Source organism: Leclercia sp. UBA5958 (assembly GCF_002430365.1).
GTDB lineage: Bacteria > Pseudomonadota > Gammaproteobacteria > Enterobacterales > Enterobacteriaceae > Enterobacter > Enterobacter pneumoniae.
The window spans coordinates 204683-222683 of sequence record NZ_DJCE01000001.1 but is presented as its reverse complement, the minus strand read 5'-3'; the positions used below and the strand labels follow the sequence as shown (position 1 = coordinate 222683).

The 18001-nt window shown below is 55.1% G+C and carries 20 protein-coding genes; 3 read left to right on the top strand and 17 right to left on the bottom strand.

What is annotated here, in order from left to right; genetic code table 11:
* Window position 1: 1 nt before the first annotated feature.
* The 5 genes from tssL to glgS all read right to left on the bottom strand — a co-directional run bounded on the left by tssL (window position 2) and on the right by glgS (window position 5051).
* On the bottom strand, window positions 2-655 hold the full coding sequence (gene tssL, locus B2Q93_RS01140; protein WP_286931629.1) for a type VI secretion system protein TssL, short form: 654 nt from the start codon (window positions 653-655) through the stop codon (window positions 2-4).
* Complete coding sequence (tssK, locus tag B2Q93_RS01135) at window positions 652-1992, bottom strand: type VI secretion system baseplate subunit TssK (protein WP_286931628.1); 1341 nt, start codon at window positions 1990-1992, stop codon at window positions 652-654. Before tssK ends, tssL begins: the two co-directional genes overlap by 4 nt.
* Window positions 1993-2005: 13 nt before the next feature.
* Window positions 2006-3541 (bottom strand): type VI secretion system contractile sheath large subunit, encoded by a 1536-nt coding sequence (gene tssC / locus B2Q93_RS01130; protein WP_286931627.1) that lies wholly within the window; start codon window positions 3539-3541, stop codon window positions 2006-2008.
* Between the two features lie 42 nt (window positions 3542-3583).
* Window positions 3584-4075, bottom strand: a complete 492-nt coding sequence (tssB, locus tag B2Q93_RS01125; protein WP_212477964.1) for a type VI secretion system contractile sheath small subunit — start codon at window positions 4073-4075, stop codon at window positions 3584-3586.
* A 775-nt stretch (window positions 4076-4850) separates the two neighbouring features.
* Complete coding sequence (glgS, locus tag B2Q93_RS01120; protein WP_207293611.1) at window positions 4851-5051, bottom strand: cell surface composition regulator GlgS; 201 nt, start codon at window positions 5049-5051, stop codon at window positions 4851-4853.
* Between the two features lie 194 nt (window positions 5052-5245).
* Here glgS and B2Q93_RS01115 point away from each other — a divergent pair, with 194 nt between their 5' ends.
* Window positions 5246-6844 carry an FAD-NAD(P)-binding protein gene (locus B2Q93_RS01115; RefSeq protein ID WP_286931626.1) on the top strand — a complete coding sequence of 533 codons (1599 nt, stop codon included), beginning with the start codon at window positions 5246-5248 and terminating at the stop codon, window positions 6842-6844.
* Window positions 6845-6868: 24 nt separating this feature from the next.
* Here the strand turns inward: B2Q93_RS01115 and B2Q93_RS01110 are convergent, their stop codons facing one another.
* Window positions 6869-7327, bottom strand: coding sequence for a DMT family transporter (locus B2Q93_RS01110; RefSeq protein ID WP_212477961.1), 459 nt, complete (start codon window positions 7325-7327; stop codon window positions 6869-6871).
* A 3-nt stretch (window positions 7328-7330) separates the two neighbouring features.
* Complete coding sequence (locus B2Q93_RS01105) at window positions 7331-7765, bottom strand: DMT family transporter (protein WP_286931625.1); 435 nt, start codon at window positions 7763-7765, stop codon at window positions 7331-7333.
* Between the two features lie 99 nt (window positions 7766-7864).
* Between B2Q93_RS01105 and B2Q93_RS01100 the strand changes: the two genes are divergently transcribed.
* Window positions 7865-8800 carry a LysR family transcriptional regulator gene (locus B2Q93_RS01100; RefSeq protein WP_040075959.1) on the top strand — a complete coding sequence of 312 codons (936 nt, stop codon included), beginning with the start codon at window positions 7865-7867 and terminating at the stop codon, window positions 8798-8800.
* A gap of 27 nt (window positions 8801-8827) precedes the next feature.
* Here the strand turns inward: B2Q93_RS01100 and B2Q93_RS01095 are convergent, their stop codons facing one another.
* Window positions 8828-9463 (bottom strand): carbonic anhydrase, encoded by a 636-nt coding sequence (locus B2Q93_RS01095; RefSeq protein WP_040075960.1) that lies wholly within the window; start codon window positions 9461-9463, stop codon window positions 8828-8830.
* A gap of 144 nt (window positions 9464-9607) precedes the next feature.
* Complete coding sequence (gene fhuE / locus B2Q93_RS01090) at window positions 9608-11767, bottom strand: ferric-rhodotorulic acid/ferric-coprogen receptor FhuE (protein WP_286931624.1); 2160 nt, start codon at window positions 11765-11767, stop codon at window positions 9608-9610.
* Between the two features lie 261 nt (window positions 11768-12028).
* On the opposite strand from fhuE, the gene B2Q93_RS01085 reads away from it, so the two are divergent.
* Window positions 12029-12169 carry a hypothetical protein gene (locus tag B2Q93_RS01085; protein ID WP_046885940.1) on the top strand — a complete coding sequence of 47 codons (141 nt, stop codon included), beginning with the start codon at window positions 12029-12031 and terminating at the stop codon, window positions 12167-12169.
* A 31-nt stretch (window positions 12170-12200) separates the two neighbouring features.
* On the opposite strand, the gene B2Q93_RS01080 is transcribed toward B2Q93_RS01085, so the two are convergent.
* From B2Q93_RS01080 to B2Q93_RS01045, 8 genes are all read right to left on the bottom strand, one after another.
* Window positions 12201-12680 (bottom strand): GlcG/HbpS family heme-binding protein, encoded by a 480-nt coding sequence (locus B2Q93_RS01080; RefSeq protein WP_286931623.1) that lies wholly within the window; start codon window positions 12678-12680, stop codon window positions 12201-12203.
* Between the two features lie 89 nt (window positions 12681-12769).
* Window positions 12770-13381: a response regulator transcription factor gene (locus B2Q93_RS01075; RefSeq protein WP_286931622.1), complete on the bottom strand. Its 612-nt coding sequence runs from the start codon at window positions 13379-13381 to the stop codon at window positions 12770-12772.
* Window positions 13374-14702, bottom strand: a complete 1329-nt coding sequence (locus B2Q93_RS01070; RefSeq protein ID WP_286931621.1) for a sensor histidine kinase — start codon at window positions 14700-14702, stop codon at window positions 13374-13376. The genes B2Q93_RS01075 and B2Q93_RS01070 overlap by 8 nt, the downstream gene beginning before the upstream one ends.
* A 130-nt stretch (window positions 14703-14832) precedes the next feature.
* Complete coding sequence (locus B2Q93_RS01065) at window positions 14833-15000, bottom strand: hypothetical protein (RefSeq protein WP_046885936.1); 168 nt, start codon at window positions 14998-15000, stop codon at window positions 14833-14835.
* A gap of 137 nt (window positions 15001-15137) precedes the next feature.
* The gene (gene fumD, locus B2Q93_RS01060; RefSeq protein WP_040075964.1) at window positions 15138-15347 is read right to left on the bottom strand and encodes a fumarate hydratase FumD; all 210 of its coding nucleotides are present in this window, start codon (window positions 15345-15347) and stop codon (window positions 15138-15140) included.
* A 107-nt stretch (window positions 15348-15454) separates the two neighbouring features.
* A complete protein-coding gene (locus B2Q93_RS01055; RefSeq protein WP_039029111.1) occupies window positions 15455-16267 on the bottom strand; it encodes a MetQ/NlpA family ABC transporter substrate-binding protein in 813 nt (270 codons plus the stop codon).
* Between the two features lie 28 nt (window positions 16268-16295).
* Complete coding sequence (locus B2Q93_RS01050; RefSeq protein WP_040075965.1) at window positions 16296-16964, bottom strand: methionine ABC transporter permease; 669 nt, start codon at window positions 16962-16964, stop codon at window positions 16296-16298.
* Window positions 16957-17979, bottom strand: a complete 1023-nt coding sequence (locus B2Q93_RS01045; RefSeq protein WP_233802111.1) for a methionine ABC transporter ATP-binding protein — start codon at window positions 17977-17979, stop codon at window positions 16957-16959. The genes B2Q93_RS01050 and B2Q93_RS01045 overlap by 8 nt, the downstream gene beginning before the upstream one ends.
* Window positions 17980-18001: the final 22 nt, after the last annotated feature.

Here is an 18001-nt window from a genome sequence, read left to right as displayed (position 1 = left end):
CTTATCCCTGCCCTGCAATATGTGACACCATCTGCGCCAGTACTGAGGAAAAGGTGAACCACAGCGCCACCAGCACCGCAAAGCCTGCCGCCCAGCCCAGCCAGTAGAGCCTGCGTCCACTGCGCAGCCCTGGTGCCTTGACCACCACAGGCGAATCCTGCGTCAGGGTAAAGGGCGGGACATGCTCGCTGAGCGCACGGATCACGTCCTCGCGCCGCTCGTCATTTTGCGCACGGTATTCGCCGACAAAACCGAGCTGTAACGTCCGGTACAGGCAGGTCAGTACCGCAACATCCGGCGCGGGTTCCCGCAGGATGAGGCGGATGCGCTCCCACAGCTCTTCACCCGCGTTCAGGGTGCTAAAAAACCGGGCCTGCAACGGATCTTTACGCCACCTGCGGTAGCCATCATCCTGCCTGTCACGGTTGAGTACGCTCTCATCCAGCAGGGCGCAGTAGGCATATAACATCCGGTCACAGCTCAGCTCGCTGAAGCCCGCCTGAGTCAGAGATTCGCGGGCATCCTTCACCCACCGGCAGGCGCGGCGGTAAAGCGCCTCGCCGTCCTGGATCTCATGGCCACTTCGCAACTGGCTGACCATCAGCCAGCCTGGATAAAAGGTTTGGTTAATCAGGTTTATATCCGGGGTATTCATGAGCGCAGCACCGCAAAGAGTTCAAGTTTCACGTCACCCAGCGATTGCGGCGTGTAGAAGGTGCAGTTTCCTGCTTCCAGCATGGCGCGGGCCGCATCGGTGGACAGGTCAAGCGCAAAGTACTGGTTCTCCAGACGCAGCGGGATAGCCGCAGGGACATGGCTCAGCGGTTTAATGACCATGCCGCTCAGGGCGATATTGACCACCTCAGACACATCGTCATGGCTGCCTGCTTTACACAGCTGCGGGAAGCGGGTCTGCAGTTCGTGGTTTGGCATGGAAGAACGCACGGAGAGATAGAAATCGGCGCCTTCGCGCAGCCGCGCATCGTGCAGTTTTCCGCGCCAGATTTCCTGGTCCTCTCCCTGTTCCAGCGCAATGGCGATAACCCGCGACGGCAGGCTGGCCTCCAGAAGATGATCCAGAAGGGTAAACAGCGGCGGAAACACTCGCTCCGGCGTGTCGTGCCGGTAAGGAGGTATATCGTCGGCGTTGTGCTCGAGAGAAAACGTCAACAGGCTGCCGGCAAGCCGTGCCAGCTCCCGATACAGCAGTTCAGGGTGGCGTGTCGGCGTCTGGTGCAGCTCTGTCAGCACGGGCTCGGCGCTATTTAGGGCATTAAGCAGCCAGAACAGGGAAACGTCCGCCACGGCGAAATCCGCCATCCGCTCATTGCTTTCACGTCGCATCGACATCAGACGCTTACGTCGTGCTGACAGGCGGTGCAGGAGATCCCTGAGTTCACCCGTCAGGACGGGACTGGCCTCCAGCAACAGTAGCGGTGGGATAAATTCGGCATCCCGAACCCACTGACCCTGCGTATTGCGGGTAAGCTTCGCCACCGGGCAGGTCAGGTACGCGCTGTTTTCCTGAGTGGACAGCCGCAGCGTCAGCGCATGACGCAGTACCGCCAGATCGCTACGTTCATGACCGGCAAGCTCCTGAACCGTCACCCGCTCAGACATCCAGCGACGAGGACGGGCGCTGTCGCGCCCGTCATCCAGATTACCGCCGTTCGCGCTGAGCAGTGGCAGACACAGCAGCACCTCTACACTCTCCTGCCCCACTGCGGACACATCACATACCGGCGGCAGGTTATCCGCCAGATCCGTGTCCACCAACGTTCCGTCGGCAAAACGTACCGCCAGACGCGTGGCATTGAGGCGGGAGAGCGACAGTGCGCTGTCGTCAAACTCAGCGCACAGCACACCCCAGGGATGCGCCAGCGCCATTCGCGCGACGTTATCAGCAACGTGCGCATCCCAGCGGGCCTGCTGCTGGAACTGTTGCGGGGCCAGAAACGCCCCGTCACTCCATAACGGACGATAAATTTTCATCCCTGCTACCGCCTTACGCTTTCGCTTTCGGCATCTGGCTGACCAGAGACAGGTTCACGTCCATCCCTTCCACCTGGAAGTGCGGCACCGCATACAGACGCACGCGGAAGAAGCCCGGGTTGTCCTCGATGTCTTCCACTACCACCTTCGCATCGCGCAGCGGATGGGATGCCTGCAGCGCGTCGCCCGGATCGGTCATTTCGGTCACCAGACCCCGCACCCAGGTGTTCAGCTCCAGCTCCAGCAGGCGGCGATCCTTGGTGGTGCCGATGTTTTCACGCTGGATCAGCTTCAGGTAGTGGGCAATGCGCGACAGCAGGAAGATGTACGGCAGACGCGCGTTGATGCGGCTGTTGGCGGTCGCATCGGCGGTGTCGTACAGCGCCGGTTTCTGGGCAGAGTTCGCCGAGAAGAAGCAGGCGTAATCGCGGTTCTTATAGTAAGATAGCGGGATAAAGCCGAGATTGGCGAATTCGAACTCGCGGGTTTCCGGGATCATCACCTCTGACGGGATTTTCACCTGGTTGCCGGTGCCCAGATCATACAGGTGGATAGGCAGATCTTTCACCGCCCCGCCCGCCTGCGGGCCACGGATCTGCACGCACCAGCCGTTGTTGATGAAACTCTTCACCATATTGGAGGCGAAGGAGAACGCCGCGCTGGTCCAGAGGTATTTCTCGTGATCCGGGCCTTTCACCTGCTCAACGTAGTTGAAGCTACGCACCGGTACGGTGTCCGGACCGTACGGCAGGCGGCCCAGCACGCGCGGCATTACCAGCCCGATGTAGCGGGAGTCGTCGGTGTCACGGAAGGATTTCCACTTGATGTATTCGGCGCGGTCGAAGTAGTTAGCGATATCCTTAATCGCGGCCACCTCTTCCATGGAGTCTTTCAGGAAGAATGTCGGGCCAACGGAGCCGATAAACGGCATATGTGCCGCGGCGGAGACGTTGGAGATGTTGCGCAGCAGCGCGATATCCTGCGGGCTGGCGTCAAACTCGTAAGAGGAGATCACCGAACCGATCGGCTCACCGCCCGGGGTATCATATTCGGCGGTGTAGGTGTGCCAGTAGAGGCCGCTCTGAATCAGTTCCGGCGCGTCCTCGAAGTCCTGACGCAGATCGTCTTTGGACACATCCAGAATTTCGGTTTTCACGTTCTGGCGATAGTCGGTATTGTCGACCAGTTGTTTCAGGCCGCGCCACAGGGATTCAACTTTCTGGAATTCAGGATGGTGCATTACCGCATCAAGCTGGCGGCTGATCTGGTAATCCAGTTCGGCGATATGGTGATCGATCAAGGTCTTGTCGAGCTTTTCTACTTGCTGTCCGGATTTACGGATACAGTCCATAAAGACCTGCATCGCCGCCGTCAAACGCTCGCCCGCAGGCGCATCGGCAAGGGCAGCATCATCCATAAAGGCGTTGATATCGCCAAGATGGGAAGCCGGCGTCAGATTAATTTTTTCGAACAGGGAGGCGTAAACGCTCTCATTTTCCAGCACCGTAGTATGACCCGGTGCCGCAGCAGTTTCAGTATTGACAGTCATCAGCATGTTCCCGATTAATCCATTAAAAGAGAGGCCCGACGGTTATTTCGGGGCCAGCGCACTCATTTCGTCGCGTAATTCCTGAGACAGAGCCGGATCTTTGAGAATTTTCTCGAGCTCTTTTCTGAAAGTGGCGTTATCAAGGAGATTGGATTTAAGGTCGCGTAATAAATTACGCATTGCCAGCATGGCGCGAAGTTGAGGTATTTGACGAGCAACCTGTTCTGGCTCGAAATCTTTGATATCGGAAAAACTCAGCTTTACATTTTCTGCGGAGTCACTGTTTGCCAGCGTATTCTTAACGCTCAGGTTCACCTCTGGATTAAATTCTGAAAGCACGCTGTTGAAGTTGTTTTTATTGACGTTGATTTTCTCTCGTTCAGATAATGGTCGGGATTCTTTGCCATTACTGAAATCACCCATGGCGAGGAGTTTAAGCGGCAGTTCGATTTTCTTCTGCGCGCCCCCTGTATGCAGGCTCAATTTTAAATTTATTCGTGCTTTTGGCACTTCATTCTGGAACGTATCAGCCATAGCATTCCCTTTCCTTGCAAAATGTTTATTGAGTGGATGGGCACTTTATTGCAAAAGCGATAATAGTGTAAACCACTAATAAAGATCAACATTTTAGATCTTAGGGCCACCATAAGAAATTACTTAAGAATTTTCTTCTGCATTGAGAATATGATGAACATTACGCATGCCTGACAGATAAGAGAAATCAACTGCTTTGTTTGAAAAGGGTAGATATATAGGCTAGCAAAATAAGAATCATAAATTTTATATCGAAATTATCATTATTTATTGATTTGGATCACTCCATTTAACAACGTATCTTTATTACTGCTCTTATGGCGATCATTCCATTAAGAATGTTCTTCGATCTGTTCTTGCAGGCTTGCGCTGAGATTGACTCCATTATCAAACAAAAAAATATCTCCAGCATTTTTTGTTTAAGAATTTCAGAGAGGATTGCGCGTTTATTAATTCTGATTATGCAGCAATTCTGATTATGCAGCGCCGAAGACGAACCGCAGACTATTTTTTTATTCGATACTGAAGGCGAAATCAACAGCGTAAATAAGAGACAGCGTTAACAACATCTACAAAGTATCTCGTCAGGTAAATGTCCAGGCAGGTCGCTATTAGCTGAACAGAATATGTTGGTAGCCCTAACCGATTGACAGAATGGGGGGCGGTGGACGGATTCACCCGGACGCACCATTCTGCTGAATCTCAGTGCCTCTCTTTTTAATCACCCCTTTTCGACGAAAAGAAAACGGGCCCGAAAGCCCGTTGGTCGTGATGATTAGCTCAGTGCTTTTTCCTTTGCCCTTGTGGCTTGCTCCAGGTAACGTTGGTATCTTTCCCGAAACCAGACCTTTTGTTCGTCATTCATATTGCCAGTGACGGCACCAATATCAACGGGTCGTCCCATCGCCTGCATCCGGGCAAAACTGCGCGCCAGAAAGTCAAAATTGGTGACGGAATACGGATTCTGTTCGTTCATAGCATCTCCCTCCTGATTGTTGTTTATCGCAAGGTCATATGCTTTCTGAAGTCAGTATTCGCCTGTGGCAGATCATTTTTTACGCACTTCGTGCCTCGTTTACGCGCCAGACCTGCCGGGTTTCACATTTTTCGTCCACACTTGATCCAGAGGACTTTTTTCGGCATGGCGTTGAGATAAGGATGCATAAAAAAATGAAAAAAATAGCGATTGTCGGCTCGGGTCCCACAGGGATTTATACGTTCTTTTCGTTACTTGAGGCGAAAGAAGCGTTATCGATTACGGTTTATGAACAGGGTGAAAAAGCCGGTATCGGCATGCCGTACAGCCATGACGATAACTCCAGGATGATGCTGGCCAACATCGCCAGTATCGAAATCCCCCCTCTCTTTATGACTTACCTCGACTGGCTACGTCTGCAACCTGTTGAACATTTGGCCCGTTATGACGTTGCACGAGACTCCCTGCACGATCGCCAGTTTCTGCCGCGCTTGCTGCTGGGCGAATACCTGCGCGATCGCTTTCTAGCCTGCGTGGAACAGGCGAAAAAACAAGGCTTCGACGTTGAGATAAAAGAGTCTTGTCAGGTTACTGATCTGCAAGCAACACAAGAGGGGGTCATGCTGTGGGAAGATGCGGCACCCGAGCCGCGTAATTATGATTTTGTTGCGATTGCTACCGGGCACGTCTGGCCGGATGAAGAGGAATCTAGCCGCACGTATTTCCCAAGCCCCTGGTCCGGCCTGATGGAAGCAACGGTTCCGGCCTGTCGGGTGGGCATTATGGGCACCTCATTGAGTGGTCTCGATGCGGCCATGGCGGTGGTGATCCAGCACGGGACGTTTTTCGAATCTGATGCACAGCCGTGCCGCTTTGAGCTCGATGATGGCCGTGAAGGGTTGAAGGTAGCGTTAATGTCGCGCACCGGAGTGTTTCCCGAAGCGGACTTTTACTGTCCGCTGCCCTACGAGCCCCTTGAGGTGGTCACAGACGCCGCGCTAAAGGCTGAAATCGAACAGGGCCCGGAGGGGTTACTCGACCGCGTCTTTGCCCTGATGGTAAAGGAGATTAGCCTTGCCGATCCGGCCTGGAGTGACCATATCGCGCTTGCGACCCATGATGCAGATAGCTTCTCAAAAGCCTGGTTCGCTGAACGTCGTGAGCATGACCCTTTTAAATGGGCCGAAGAGAATCTGCGTGAAGTCGAGGAGAACAAACGTAACAAGCATACCGTCCCCTGGCGATACGCTATTTTGCGTATGCATGAGCCGGTTCAGGAGATCGTGCCTCACCTGAACGATGACGACAGAAAACGGTTTAAATCCGGTCTGGCCCGGGTCTTTATCGATAACTATGCGGCTATCCCCTCGCAGTCGATTCGCCGCCTGCTTGCACTGCGTGAGGCCGGGATCATCAACATTATCGCGCTGGGCACCGACTACCGTCTGGATATTCAGGAAGACCGAACCATCATTACCACTGACGAGCAGCGCTATGAATTTGATGTCTATATTGACGCACGCGGTCAGCGGGCACTAAAAACCAAAGATCTGCCGTTCCCACGCCTGCGCGAACAGGTTCAGGCCGTCGGGGACGACATTCCGGACGTGACCGAGAATTACACTCTGCACGATCCCGTCGAAGCACGGGGCCGCATCGCCTTTGGTGCCCTGCCATGGCTGATGCAGGACAGACCCTTTGTGCAGGGTCTGACCGAAAGTGCTGACATTGGTGCCGCCATGGCGAGGGCCATTCTCTCTCCGTCGCAACGGATACGCCGACGCTTAGACTAGCGTCGGCGTGGCACAACGGGGGCGCTATGAGCGTCGTTTTTCAGCAACGCTGCTGGCGTAGATAAAGCACAGGGCAATGCCCAGGCAGATCACGGCGCCAAAGCGGTTGAAGGAAAAAGGGATGGCCGCATTGCCCAGCCAGCCAAAATTGTCGATAAGCAGGCTCATGGCCAGTTGCCCGAAAATGACCGCCACCGTGGCTACGGCGGTGCCGATGCGTTGCACCGCTATCACCATAATAATGATGTAAGGGACGCCAAACAGCGCCCCGACCAGTTGCCATTTCGGAACATCCAGCAGCGTGACCGGATGAGCGGGTTCAAAGAAGAGGATAAGCAGCGACGTCACCAACGCGCCCACTGAAAAGGTCAGAAATGCGCTCTTGAAGACCCCCACTTTACTACCAAGCTGCCCATTAATCGCAGCCTGAATACTCAACATCGCCCCGCCAATCACAGCGAGCATAACCATTATTATCGTCATATCTTACCCCTGCGCGACGAAAATGAGCGCGGCAATAATAAACAGCAGCGCAAGAAGTCGTTTACGGTCAATTTTACGGTGCGGCGTACCAAACAGGCCGTAATGATCGATCACCAGGCTTTTGAACACCTGCCCGGCCAGAATACCTATCATCGTTAGCGCAATGCCGATCATCGGAGTGGTAACCGTCAGGATAATGACGTAAACCGGCCCAAGAATGCCGCCCAGCAGCTGCCAACCGGGTTGCGAAAAATACGAAGGCGCATTACGTGGACTAAAAAAGAGCATCAGCAAAAACGTTAATGCCGCGCCTACGCCAAATATGCTCAACGTTGCCCATAAATCGCCCACCTCTTGTCCCAGCGGCCCCAGCAGACCGGCCTCTACGGACAGTCCCATCCCTCCGGCAATGACTAACCCGATCAATAAAAATTGCATAGTAGTGACTCTTTTGTTGTTCAGGTCCGGAAGGGTACGCGTTTGTATTCATGAGAAAAATGCTACAATAGGATAAACACCTTTGCAGGATCTGCATCAATGACCGATTCGGGTAGTATCACCCTGCGTACCTTGCTGATTTTTATAGAAGTCTATGAGACGCATAATTTTTCCGTGGTGGCACGCCAACAGGGGATCTCGGCTTCACAGGTGTCGCGGGTGATCCATCAGCTTGAAGATGCGCTCGGTCAGCAGCTCTTCTATCGCAACACGCGCTCAATCATCCCCACCGAAAATGGTCATCTGTTTATCCGCTATGCCCGAGAGATGACTCGCAGCCTCGACGAGGCGCGTCGGGAGCTAGCCGCCAGAACCCAGCAGCCCACCGGTCTGGTGCGTATTAACGCTCCGGTGTTTTTCGGCCAGCGGCACGTTGCCCCTGCCCTGCCGGGCCTGAGCGAGCGCTATCCGGGACTGGATATCGAGCTCATTCTGACCGACGACTATATCGATCCGCATAAAGACGCTGCTGATGTGATCTTTCGCATCGGCGCGCTGACCAACTCGTCGTTTCACGCCCGTACCTTCGGACGCCAGGTGTATCATCTGGCCGCCGCCCCCGGATATCTCCGCCGCTCTGGCACGCCGGCGAGCCCTGACGACCTTTCATCTCACCGTTGTCTGGTGTACCGGGGTTCTTCGGGTCCTAACCGCTGGTTTTTCCGCGCGATGGGCGCTGACTGGACACACTACCCTGTGTCGCCCTTGATGACCTCTAACAATGCGGAGGCTTTGCTCATCGCCGCGCTGGGGGGGATGGGATTGGTGCTGTTTCCGGACTGGCTGATTGGCGATAAGCTGCAAAGCGGGGAACTTGTTGCGCTACTGCCCGAACTTGAGGCGACCATCAATACCGAGCCGCAACTGATTTCGGCACTTTATCCCGATGCGCGTCATCCTTCTCTGAATGTCAGGGCGGTAATTGATTACTATCTGGAGGCGTTTGGCTCGCCTCTCTACTGGCAGAGGGGATAAAAAAACGCGGCCTGAGCCGCGTTTAGATTATTCGCAGTAAACGTCCGGATTATCCGAAAGCGAAACGAACGATTTGCTGTTTTTATCCAGCGCATGAATCACACCGCTTTCAATATCGTAGACCCAGCCATGCAGGCGCAGCGCGTTGTTACGCAGGCCGACCGCGACAGACGGATGGGTTTTAATGTTATTAAGCTGCGCAATGACGTTTTCCTGCACCATCGCGTTCACTTTATCTGTCTCGTTTTCCCAGCTTTTCTTATCCACTACCGCTTTCGCCGCGTCTGAGTAACGTAACCAGTGGGCGACAGCCGGCATCGGCTCCAGATCCTGGTTGGCGGCGATGGCTTTCATCGCGCCACAGTTGGAGTGGCCGCAAATCACGATATCGGTCACGCCCAACGCAACCACCGCATATTCGATGGTTGCTGACACGCCGCCCGGCTCTGGGCCGAATGACGGAACGATGTTGCCCGCGTTACGAATCACAAAGAGCTGTCCCGGTTCCTGCTGGGTGACCAGTTCCGGTACCAGGCGGCTGTCGGAGCAGGAGATAAAAAGCGCTTTGGGGTTCTGGCTGGAAGCCAGGCTGCGGAACAGTTCTTTACGTTGTGGGAAAATTTCTTTCTGAAAGTTGAGGAAACCCTCAATGATATGTTGCATAGCACTGTCTCTTTTTCGGTTTTAATGACTGCATGACAAAGATCACAGTTTTAAAGTGTACCACCGGCAGGTAAAACCGGAAGGGGAATTAAGCGAGATGACACGTTTTGCAAGAAAATCCCCGGCCAGGCCGGGGAAGGAAAATCAGAACTGGTAATTGAGGCTCACCGAGAAGTGACGGGGATCGCCATAGACGGCGGAGTCATCCAGGTAGGAAGAGTATTCACGATCAAACAGGTTGCTGACGTTCGCCTGCACCGCCAGCTGTCGGGTCAGCTGATAGCGAGCAAACAGATCCACCAGCGGATAGCTGCCCTGATGGAGGCGCTGCGTCTCGCCATCAGGCCCGGTCACGTCTTTGTAGACCCGGTTTTGCCAGTTCACGCCGCCGCCGACTGTCAATTCCGGCAGCATCGGAAGCTGGTAACGGGTAAAGAGCTTGAGCTGCGTTTGCGGCGCATAGCTGTTAAACCGGCCGCGCTTATCCCGCGCCACGTAACGCGTCGCGCTGAAGGTGAGCTGCAGATTATCGGTGACGGCACCGTTAACTTCCAGCTCAGCCCCTTTGCTCACCGCGCCTTCCGTCTCCTGATAGGCCTGCTCGCTGGAGCCGTTAACAAACTGGCCGCTGATCGCCTCGGCGGCGTGCTCCTGCTCAATGCGGAAAATTGCCAGATTGGTCGTCAGGCGGCCATCCGCCCAGTCGGCTTTCAAACCGGTTTCATAATTTTTGCCGGTCACCGGCGAGAGCCATGCGCCGCGGGTGTCGCGTTTTGTCTGCGGTGAGAAGATTGAGGTATAGCTGGCGTAGCCAGACAGACTGTCGGTGATGTCATAAACCACGCCGCCATAAGGGGTGAGATTATATTTACGCATCTCACCGCTGCTGCCGTTGGTGTTGTACTGGGTGTAACGCGCCCCCAGAATCAGCGACAGCGGATCGGTGATCGACAACCGTGCTGCGGTGTAGGCTGATTTCTGCCGGACAATATCATCCGCATTCTGATACCAGTCGCCCCAGGTCGGTTCTGCCACGCTGCCGTCCCAGTTATTGCTAAAAATGCCCATCTGCTCGCTGTCCAGCGGGCCATCCCGGCTTTCGGTCGCATTATGCTGGCGGCTATAGTTGGCTCCCGCCATCAGCTGATGCTGGCGTCCCAACAACTCGAAGGGGCCGCTGAGATACGCATCCCAGGCGTCGAGCTTACGTTCGCCGCGATCTTTACTGCCCCAGCCGGTGGTGCCTTCGCCAGTGTTCACATCGGGGTTGCCCATCACATACAGCAAGGTATCGTTAAAGGTCTGCTCTCCGTGCGTCCCGTTGAGGCGGAATGTCCAGCCATTATCCCAGGCGTGGGTGAGGGTCGCGAAGACTTTACGTGATTCAACTTCATAACCCGTCCAGTCGGCCGCCGTGTTGGTACTGCGGTTGTAATGGGTTCTGGTGCCATTGCTATAAAGACTCGGCAGGCCGCCCCAGGTTGGATTAGCGGTATTGTTCTGCTGATAATCCCAGCCCAGCGATAACGTTGTGCGTTCGGTCAGATCGGCATCCACCACGCCGTAGAGGAATTTCTTTCTTTTATGGTAGCGATCCAGCCAGCTGTCTTGATCCTGATACCCCGTCACCACTCGCCCGCGCAGGCTGGCGTCGCTGTTAAGCGGTGTGGCGAGATCGGCGACGTAGCGCTGTGCATTCCAGCTGCCGTAGCTGGCGCTAATATTCGCTGCGGGGGTTTTCGAGGCAGCTGTTTTTCGTACCATGTTAATAGAGGCCCCCGGATCGCCAGCCCCGGTCATGAGCCCGGTCGCCCCGCGCACCACTTCAATGCGATCATAGATGGCGGTATCTCCCGCCGCGTCGCCGTAGTTCCACGCATCGCCCGTGGCGGTGGGGATGTCATCGTAAGAGAAGCTCGTGATCGCAAAGCCGCGCGAATAGTAATAACTACGCTCGCTGTCGATGGCCTGGGACGAAACGCCCGTGGCGTTGGTTAAGACGTCATCCACCGACTGGAGGTTTTGATCCGCCATCCGCTGGGTGGTTACCACGCTCACCGCCTGGGGGATGTCGCGCGGTGCCAGCACCATTTTCGTGCCCGCCCGCGTGGTTTTTACCGCATAGTCTTGCTGTGACTCAGCCGTGCTTTCGCCGCTGCCATACACCACCATGTCTGCTTCGTCAGCGGCATATGCCGGCTGCACCAGCGCATGGATTGCCACCGCCAGCAGAGAAAAGGTAAGCGGTTTAACTGGGATCGACGCGGCGAGTTTCTTGCCACGCTTTCTGCGTAGAAATGTCATCTTGTGCCCTGCCCTTTATCGTCTTTTACGCCAGCGTCTGATGCCCGCTGAGCGCCAATGCGAATAGTAATGAGAACTATTTGTTTTATTATGAGGAGGGCAATGTAAGGGATATGTCAGCAAATGTATAGCGCTCGTCAACAATCTCGCCATGCAGTGCATGTGTGAAACGTCGCGCGTAACCGCACAGATTGCGACGTGCAGTTTGCCTGTCACCTGCCTATACTGAGCCGATGATCAAACTGATAAAGCAGGTGATGTATGGAAATCGATCTCGATAATCTGGTCTTTAGCGGGCTGGATGAGGCAGAAGAGCGTAACGCAGAGCGTCTGGAAGATGCAGATAAGAAAGCTCAGGAAATTATCGCGGACAACGACTGCGGCGATGCCTGCAAGATCTAAACGAAATGCCCCGATACCTCGGGGCTTTTTATTACTTATCGAGGCCTTCAATGGCTTGCTGAGCGCAGGCTTCATCAAGATGGCCCCCCGGTGCGCCGCCGATACCGATGGCCCCAATCACCTCATCCCCCTCCTTCACCGGTAGCCCACCCGCCAGCAGTAAGAAGCCCGGAACATCACGCATGTTTTGCGCCCCGGTATTGTTTTGCGCCGCCTCCATCACCTTGCCCGAGGAATTTTTGGTGCTCAGGGCAGTCCAGGCTTTCATCTCACTGGCCTTAACCGTATGCGGACCCGCGTTATCCGTGCGCTGGACGGCTTTTACCACCCCTGCGCGATCGACCACGGTCACCGTGACCTGATAGTTTTTGGCCATGCAGGCCTGAATGGCCGCCGTCGCCAGGGCATTGGCCTGGGTCAATGAGAGGCTTTTCTGCGCGACAGACTGCGCCTGTGCCGATACGCTTACCAGACCCGCAATCAGGGCCGCTGCCATCATTCTCTTTTTCATCGCTCATTCTCTTGTGAGGGGAAACAGGCACAGAGTACGAAAGCGCGCGATGAAACGTTATTCGGTTGATTACGCAATCCACCTGGTAGTTATACGGATTGCAATTTGTCATATTCACGTATGGCCTGGACCAGGCTGGTGACGCCCAGCTTGGCGAAGACTGCCGCCCGGTGCGCCTCTACCGTACGCGGGGAGAGATGCAGCCGCTGCGCCACCTCTTTGTTACTATGCCCTTCCATCAGTGCTTTCAGCACCTCATGTTCGCGGGCGGTGAGCTGCTCAAATAAGATTCGCACGCGCCGGCTTTCCTGCCAGCGCGTCATGCGCGCGGTGCTCTCCTCCAGCGCGCGACCGAGGGTTTCGATAAGCTTATCGGCGTCCAGAGGCTTGGTGAAGAACTCAAATACCCCGTTATGAAATGCCCGGCGACAGGCGTCGATGGTCCCATGTCCGGTCATCAGGATCACCGGCAGCAGCGGCCACGGCCACTGCCCCTCTTCCAGCCACGTCAATCCCCCTTTCCCCGGCATGCGCATATCCAGCAGCAGGCAGCCGGTCAAGGATGGGTCGCTGCCGTGCACGGCAATAAAGGCGGCAATGCTCTCGAAGGAAACGACCTGCCAGCCCATATCCGAGAGCAAAAAGGCTAACGATTCCCGGATGGCCGCATCGTCATCGATTAAATAGATGTGACTACCCATGTGTTGTCTCCTCCGGATGGGTGAATTGCAGCGCGATCCGGGCTCCGCCTTCGGGCGCATTATGCAGTGAAATCGTGCCGTTCATTCTCTCTACCAGCGACTCCGTCAGGGTCATCCCCAACCCGATGCCCCCCTGCCGGCCGCTATAAAACGGCATAAAGGCCTTCTCGAGGGCTTCGGGGGTAAAGCCGGGGCCACCGTCGGTTAATGTTACCAGGAGATGCTCAGCCCGACGCTGGCTGGCAATATGTACCCAGCCCGCCGGGCGCTCTTGCTGGGCCTGAATGGCGTTGCTGAGCAAGTTATGCAGCACCTGCTCCAGCCATAAACGGTCTGCCAGGATGCTGCGCCCATCAGGGGGAAAATCGTGGGTAATGCGAATATGTTTCGCGCTGCGCTCATGTTGCAGTAAATTGCCCACATGCTGCCAGCACTCGGCCAGATCGACCGCCTGTAAATCCACTTTCTCTTCGGCCACATGTTCACGAAAGCGGTTTAGCAAGGCGCTGATCCGCTGCGTTTGCACCAGGGCTGCGTCCAGTGCCTGTCCTGTGACATCCAGATTCCCTTGTCGCACCTGTCGCTTTGCACCCTGTATCCAGGTCTGCGCGGCCGTCAACGGCTGGTTAATTTCGTGGACAATCCCGGCGGTGATCTCCCCCAGCGTATTCAGGCGGGCATGCTGATAATACCAGGCGCGGCGTTCGGCATTCTGCCGCTGCAGACGCTGCCAGAGGAACAGTCGGCCGACCCCGGTCACCGCGCCGCAGAGCAGAATCAGCAGCATGAACGGCCCGGCAGAGACCTGAAACCAGGCCGGCTTTGCCTCGGCGCTCAGCAAGAACGGTTGAGTGTGCTGAGGAAACGGGCGCTGCCAGTGCCAGAAGGCCGTGGTGTCGGGTGCGGCAACAGGATCGGTGAGATTCAGGCGCAAGGCGGTAAAACGGTGGTGGGTATCCAGCATGGGTTGCAGGTCAATGCGCACACGGATTTGTCGCCAGGGGTTATAGAGCCAGTATTGATTTCCGCCTGAGGGTTCAACGCGTGCGGCATCGAGGGGACGGTTAGCCGTTTTTTCCAGCGCCACAATTTGCGGAAATTTTTTGCGCAACGCCAGCAGATCTTCATCGCCGCTAAGCAACGGCAGAACCGATTCGTTTTGGGTGAGTACCGCACCGATGGCTGACCAGAGGGCGCTGAAATCCCGATCGCGATCCCAGTACTGACGGCGGATTTGCTCGGCGTAGAGTAGCGCGCTACAGAGCAGACTAAAGGAGAGCCAGAGCAGGAGGCTACGTCTAATAAAGTTTTTGCTGTTCATCCGTTTAGCTGGCGTGGTGGGTAGACGCCAGAAACCTTAGCAGGTTGTCAGGTTACGGACAAAAGGTGCCGGGGATCCCGGTCACAGAACGCACACCTCGTTCCAGTAAGTTTCCCGCATGAGGCGGTTTTTAACGTTGCGTTTGCGCATGGAACCACTCCGGGTCGATAGTGGCGATGTCCACGCCATACAGGCTGGCGACGGGCAAAATCGACTCAATAATACGTTGCGCACTGTTCTCTGCACGCGTTTCGGGTGTGGCAAAAAACCGCCGTAACGTACTTATCCATTTTCGCATGGTCCTGTTCCTCGTCATTTCAGCCTGCCCTTAGTTAAGCAGCAGAAAGAGGACGAGGGAAATACCAAAACCGGCAGAGGTTTTGCGAAATTCGCACAAACCGGACGGGCAGCGCAAAGCGCCCGCGTGCGTGGTGGTTAGCCTGCCAGCGCTTTAATGACGCGCTCCATCGCTTCGGTGGTTAATTCACTTCGCTTCACGCGTTGGTTCGCCAGTGATGTTCTCACTACCCCGGCAATCACAATATGCTTCGGTTCCTGTCCCAGATCACGCATCTCAAGCACCACTTTTCCTACCACCCGGCACATCTCCTGATACAGCGCGTCGTCTTTGCTCACATTGCCCATCGCTTTCACTCCTTTGCCCGAAAAGGCCAGCTTAAAGCATTCATACCTCATATACAAAAAAAGCCCGGCGAGTGGCCCACCAGGCTTTTTTAAAATAAATCAGGGGATTAGTTATTTACCGGGATCACCGCGCCTTTATATTTGGTGCGGATCCAGTCCTGAATCTCTTTCGAGTGCAGCACGTCCACCAGCGCCACGATATCTTTCTTCTTCTCATCGCCACGATGCACGGTGATGATGTTGGCATACGGGTTGTTCTCACCGCTCTCTACCGCGATGGGGTCGTGAACCGGATCCAGACCGGCATCAATCGCGTAGTTGGCGTTAATCACCACGGCGGCGCCTTCGTCGTTGTTATACATCTGCGGCAGTAGAGAGGCCTCCACGTTCGGCGTAAACTGCAGTTTTTTCGGGTTTTCCACGATATCGCTAATGCGGGCGGTTACTTTGTCGATACCCGGCTTCAGCTTGATCACGCCCTCTTTCTCAAAAATGGAGAGGATTCGGCCCTCTTCAGACACGGCGTCACGCATGATGATTTTGCCGCCTTCCGGCAGATCCTTCAGCGATTTGTATTTTTTAGAGTAGATACCGATAGGCTCAATGTGGATAGCGCCTGCGCTGACAAAGTCATACTCTTTGTCACCGGCGTGGTCTTTCAGCACACTGTTCAGATAAGGGATATGCTGGAAATAGTTGGCGTCGATATCACGCCCCGCCAGCGCGGTGTTCGGCAGAATATAGTCCTGGAAAGGTTTAATCTCCAGGTCGATACCCTGCTTCGCCAGAATCGGCTTAGCCTGCTCCAGAATTTCCGCATGCGGGGTGTTAGACGCACCCACGGTCAGGGTGTCTGCCCAGGAGGCAAAGCTCAGGGCGCTCAGGGTTGCGGCGGCGATCAGCGTCAGTGTTTTTTTCATGATGTTGGTTCCTGTGTGTTATTCGTGATTATCTTTTATCTAACAGTGAAGTAATGACATCGCCGCAGAACTGGATAATGAAAACGATGATTAAAATGGTCACCGTTGCCACCAGCGTGACGTCACCATGGTTGCGCTGGAATCCTTCCAGATAAGCCAGATTTCCTAAACCGCCAGCACCAATCACCCCTGCCATTGCGCTGTAGCTCACCAGGGCAATCAGCGTGACCGTCATGCCTGATACCAGCGCGGGTGATGACTCCGGCAATAAAACCCGAAAGATTAATGTGCTCAGTCGTGCGCCCATCGATCGCGTGGCTTCAATAACGCCTTTATCCACTTCGCGCAGGGCGATCTCTACCAGACGCGCATAGAAAGGGGCCGCCCCGACAATCAACGCCGGCAATGCGGCGTTAGCGCCAAGAATGGTGCCCACCACGGTTTTGGTGAAGGGGATCAGCAGCACGATCAGAATGATGAATGGAATCGAGCGGAAGACGTTCACCACAATGGAGATCAGGCTATAGACCGTGCGATTCTGGAACATACCGCCGCGGGCGGTTAAAAAGAGCGCCAGTCCCAGAATCAACCCCAGCGCAAATGTCGCCACGCCAGACAAGGCGGTCATGTACAGCGTCTCCTGGGTGGCGGCCCAGAGCTGGTCCCACTTCAGGTGTGGGAAGAGATTTTCAGCCATGTTTAACTACCTCGCCTTCAATATCGCTTTGCTGCAGGTCGGCGAGGATATTGTTGAGTTGTTCTTCCGTTGCAACGACGTGCAGCCAGAGCTGTCCGAAGACGCCGTGAGCGGTTTGTGTCATTTTGCCGTGCAGAATGTTAAAGGGCAGGCCATAGCGCAGGGTCAGCTCCCCAACGATGGGCTGATGGGTGCTGTGACCGGTGAAGGTCAGTTTGATTACCGTGCCTTCCAGCGCGTTTGTCAGTTCCGGATTGAAGGTCTCCTCTTCTGCATACTGGCTTACCTGACGCACAAATTGCTGCGTGATCGCCTTTTGCGGATGGGTAAAGACCTGCAGCACCTCGCCCTCCTCCACCACTTTGCCGTTTTCCATCACCGCCACGCGGTCGCAGATTTTGCGCACCACGTGCATTTCGTGGGTGATTAATACAATAGTCAGCTTAAAGCGACGATTGATGTCCAGCAGTAGATCGAGGATCTGATCGGTGGTTTGCGGGTCAAGCGCCGAGGTGGCCTCGTCGCAGAGCAGCACATCCGGATTATTGGCCAGCGCCCGGGCAATGCCTACGCGCTGTTTCTGCCCACCGCTCAGTTGGGATGGATAAGCATTTTCACGCCCTTTTAATCCCACCAGTTCTACCAGCTCGGCGACGCGCGCAGCGATGCTGGCTTTGGATACGCCGGCAATTTGCATAGAGAAGGCGATGTTCTCACTCACCGTGCGCGACCAGAGCAGATTAAAGTGCTGAAACACCATGCTGATCTTCAGACGTGCCTGACGCAGGGCCTCGCCTTTCGCCGCGGAAATCTCCTGCCCGTTAATGGTCACCGTGCCTGTAGTCGGTTTTTCCAGTCCGTTTAGCAGGCGAATCAGCGTACTTTTACCGGCACCGCTGTAGCCAATGATGCCGTAAATTTGCCCCTGCTCAATCGCCAGGTTGACGTCGTCAACGGCGGTCAGCGAGACTTTTCCGTCATCAAAAATCTTCGAAATATTCCTGAGAACTATCATTCTTATACTTATCCGTTAGCAT

Coding starts and splice junctions, on each gene's coding strand:
- tssL (WP_286931629.1), bottom strand. CDS start 655: ATGAATACCCCGGATATAAACCTGATTAACCAAACCTTTTATCCAGGC.
- tssK (WP_286931628.1), bottom strand. CDS start 1,992: ATGAAAATTTATCGTCCGTTATGGAGTGACGGGGCGTTTCTGGCCCCG.
- tssC (WP_286931627.1), bottom strand. CDS start 3,541: ATGACTGTCAATACTGAAACTGCTGCGGCACCGGGTCATACTACGGTG.
- tssB (WP_212477964.1), bottom strand. CDS start 4,075: ATGGCTGATACGTTCCAGAATGAAGTGCCAAAAGCACGAATAAATTTA.
- glgS (WP_207293611.1), bottom strand. CDS start 5,051: ATGAACGAACAGAATCCGTATTCCGTCACCAATTTTGACTTTCTGGCG.
- B2Q93_RS01115 (WP_286931626.1), top strand. CDS start 5,246: ATGAAAAAAATAGCGATTGTCGGCTCGGGTCCCACAGGGATTTATACG.
- B2Q93_RS01110 (WP_212477961.1), bottom strand. CDS start 7,327: ATGACGATAATAATGGTTATGCTCGCTGTGATTGGCGGGGCGATGTTG.
- B2Q93_RS01105 (WP_286931625.1), bottom strand. CDS start 7,765: ATGCAATTTTTATTGATCGGGTTAGTCATTGCCGGAGGGATGGGACTG.
- B2Q93_RS01100 (WP_040075959.1), top strand. CDS start 7,865: ATGACCGATTCGGGTAGTATCACCCTGCGTACCTTGCTGATTTTTATA.
- B2Q93_RS01095 (WP_040075960.1), bottom strand. CDS start 9,463: ATGCAACATATCATTGAGGGTTTCCTCAACTTTCAGAAAGAAATTTTC.
- fhuE (WP_286931624.1), bottom strand. CDS start 11,767: ATGACATTTCTACGCAGAAAGCGTGGCAAGAAACTCGCCGCGTCGATC.
- B2Q93_RS01085 (WP_046885940.1), top strand. CDS start 12,029: ATGGAAATCGATCTCGATAATCTGGTCTTTAGCGGGCTGGATGAGGCA.
- B2Q93_RS01080 (WP_286931623.1), bottom strand. CDS start 12,680: ATGAAAAAGAGAATGATGGCAGCGGCCCTGATTGCGGGTCTGGTAAGC.
- B2Q93_RS01075 (WP_286931622.1), bottom strand. CDS start 13,381: ATGGGTAGTCACATCTATTTAATCGATGACGATGCGGCCATCCGGGAA.
- B2Q93_RS01070 (WP_286931621.1), bottom strand. CDS start 14,702: ATGAACAGCAAAAACTTTATTAGACGTAGCCTCCTGCTCTGGCTCTCC.
- B2Q93_RS01065 (WP_046885936.1), bottom strand. CDS start 15,000: ATGCGAAAATGGATAAGTACGTTACGGCGGTTTTTTGCCACACCCGAA.
- fumD (WP_040075964.1), bottom strand. CDS start 15,347: ATGGGCAATGTGAGCAAAGACGACGCGCTGTATCAGGAGATGTGCCGG.
- B2Q93_RS01055 (WP_039029111.1), bottom strand. CDS start 16,267: ATGAAAAAAACACTGACGCTGATCGCCGCCGCAACCCTGAGCGCCCTG.
- B2Q93_RS01050 (WP_040075965.1), bottom strand. CDS start 16,964: ATGGCTGAAAATCTCTTCCCACACCTGAAGTGGGACCAGCTCTGGGCC.
- B2Q93_RS01045 (WP_233802111.1), bottom strand. CDS start 17,979: ATGATAGTTCTCAGGAATATTTCGAAGATTTTTGATGACGGAAAAGTC.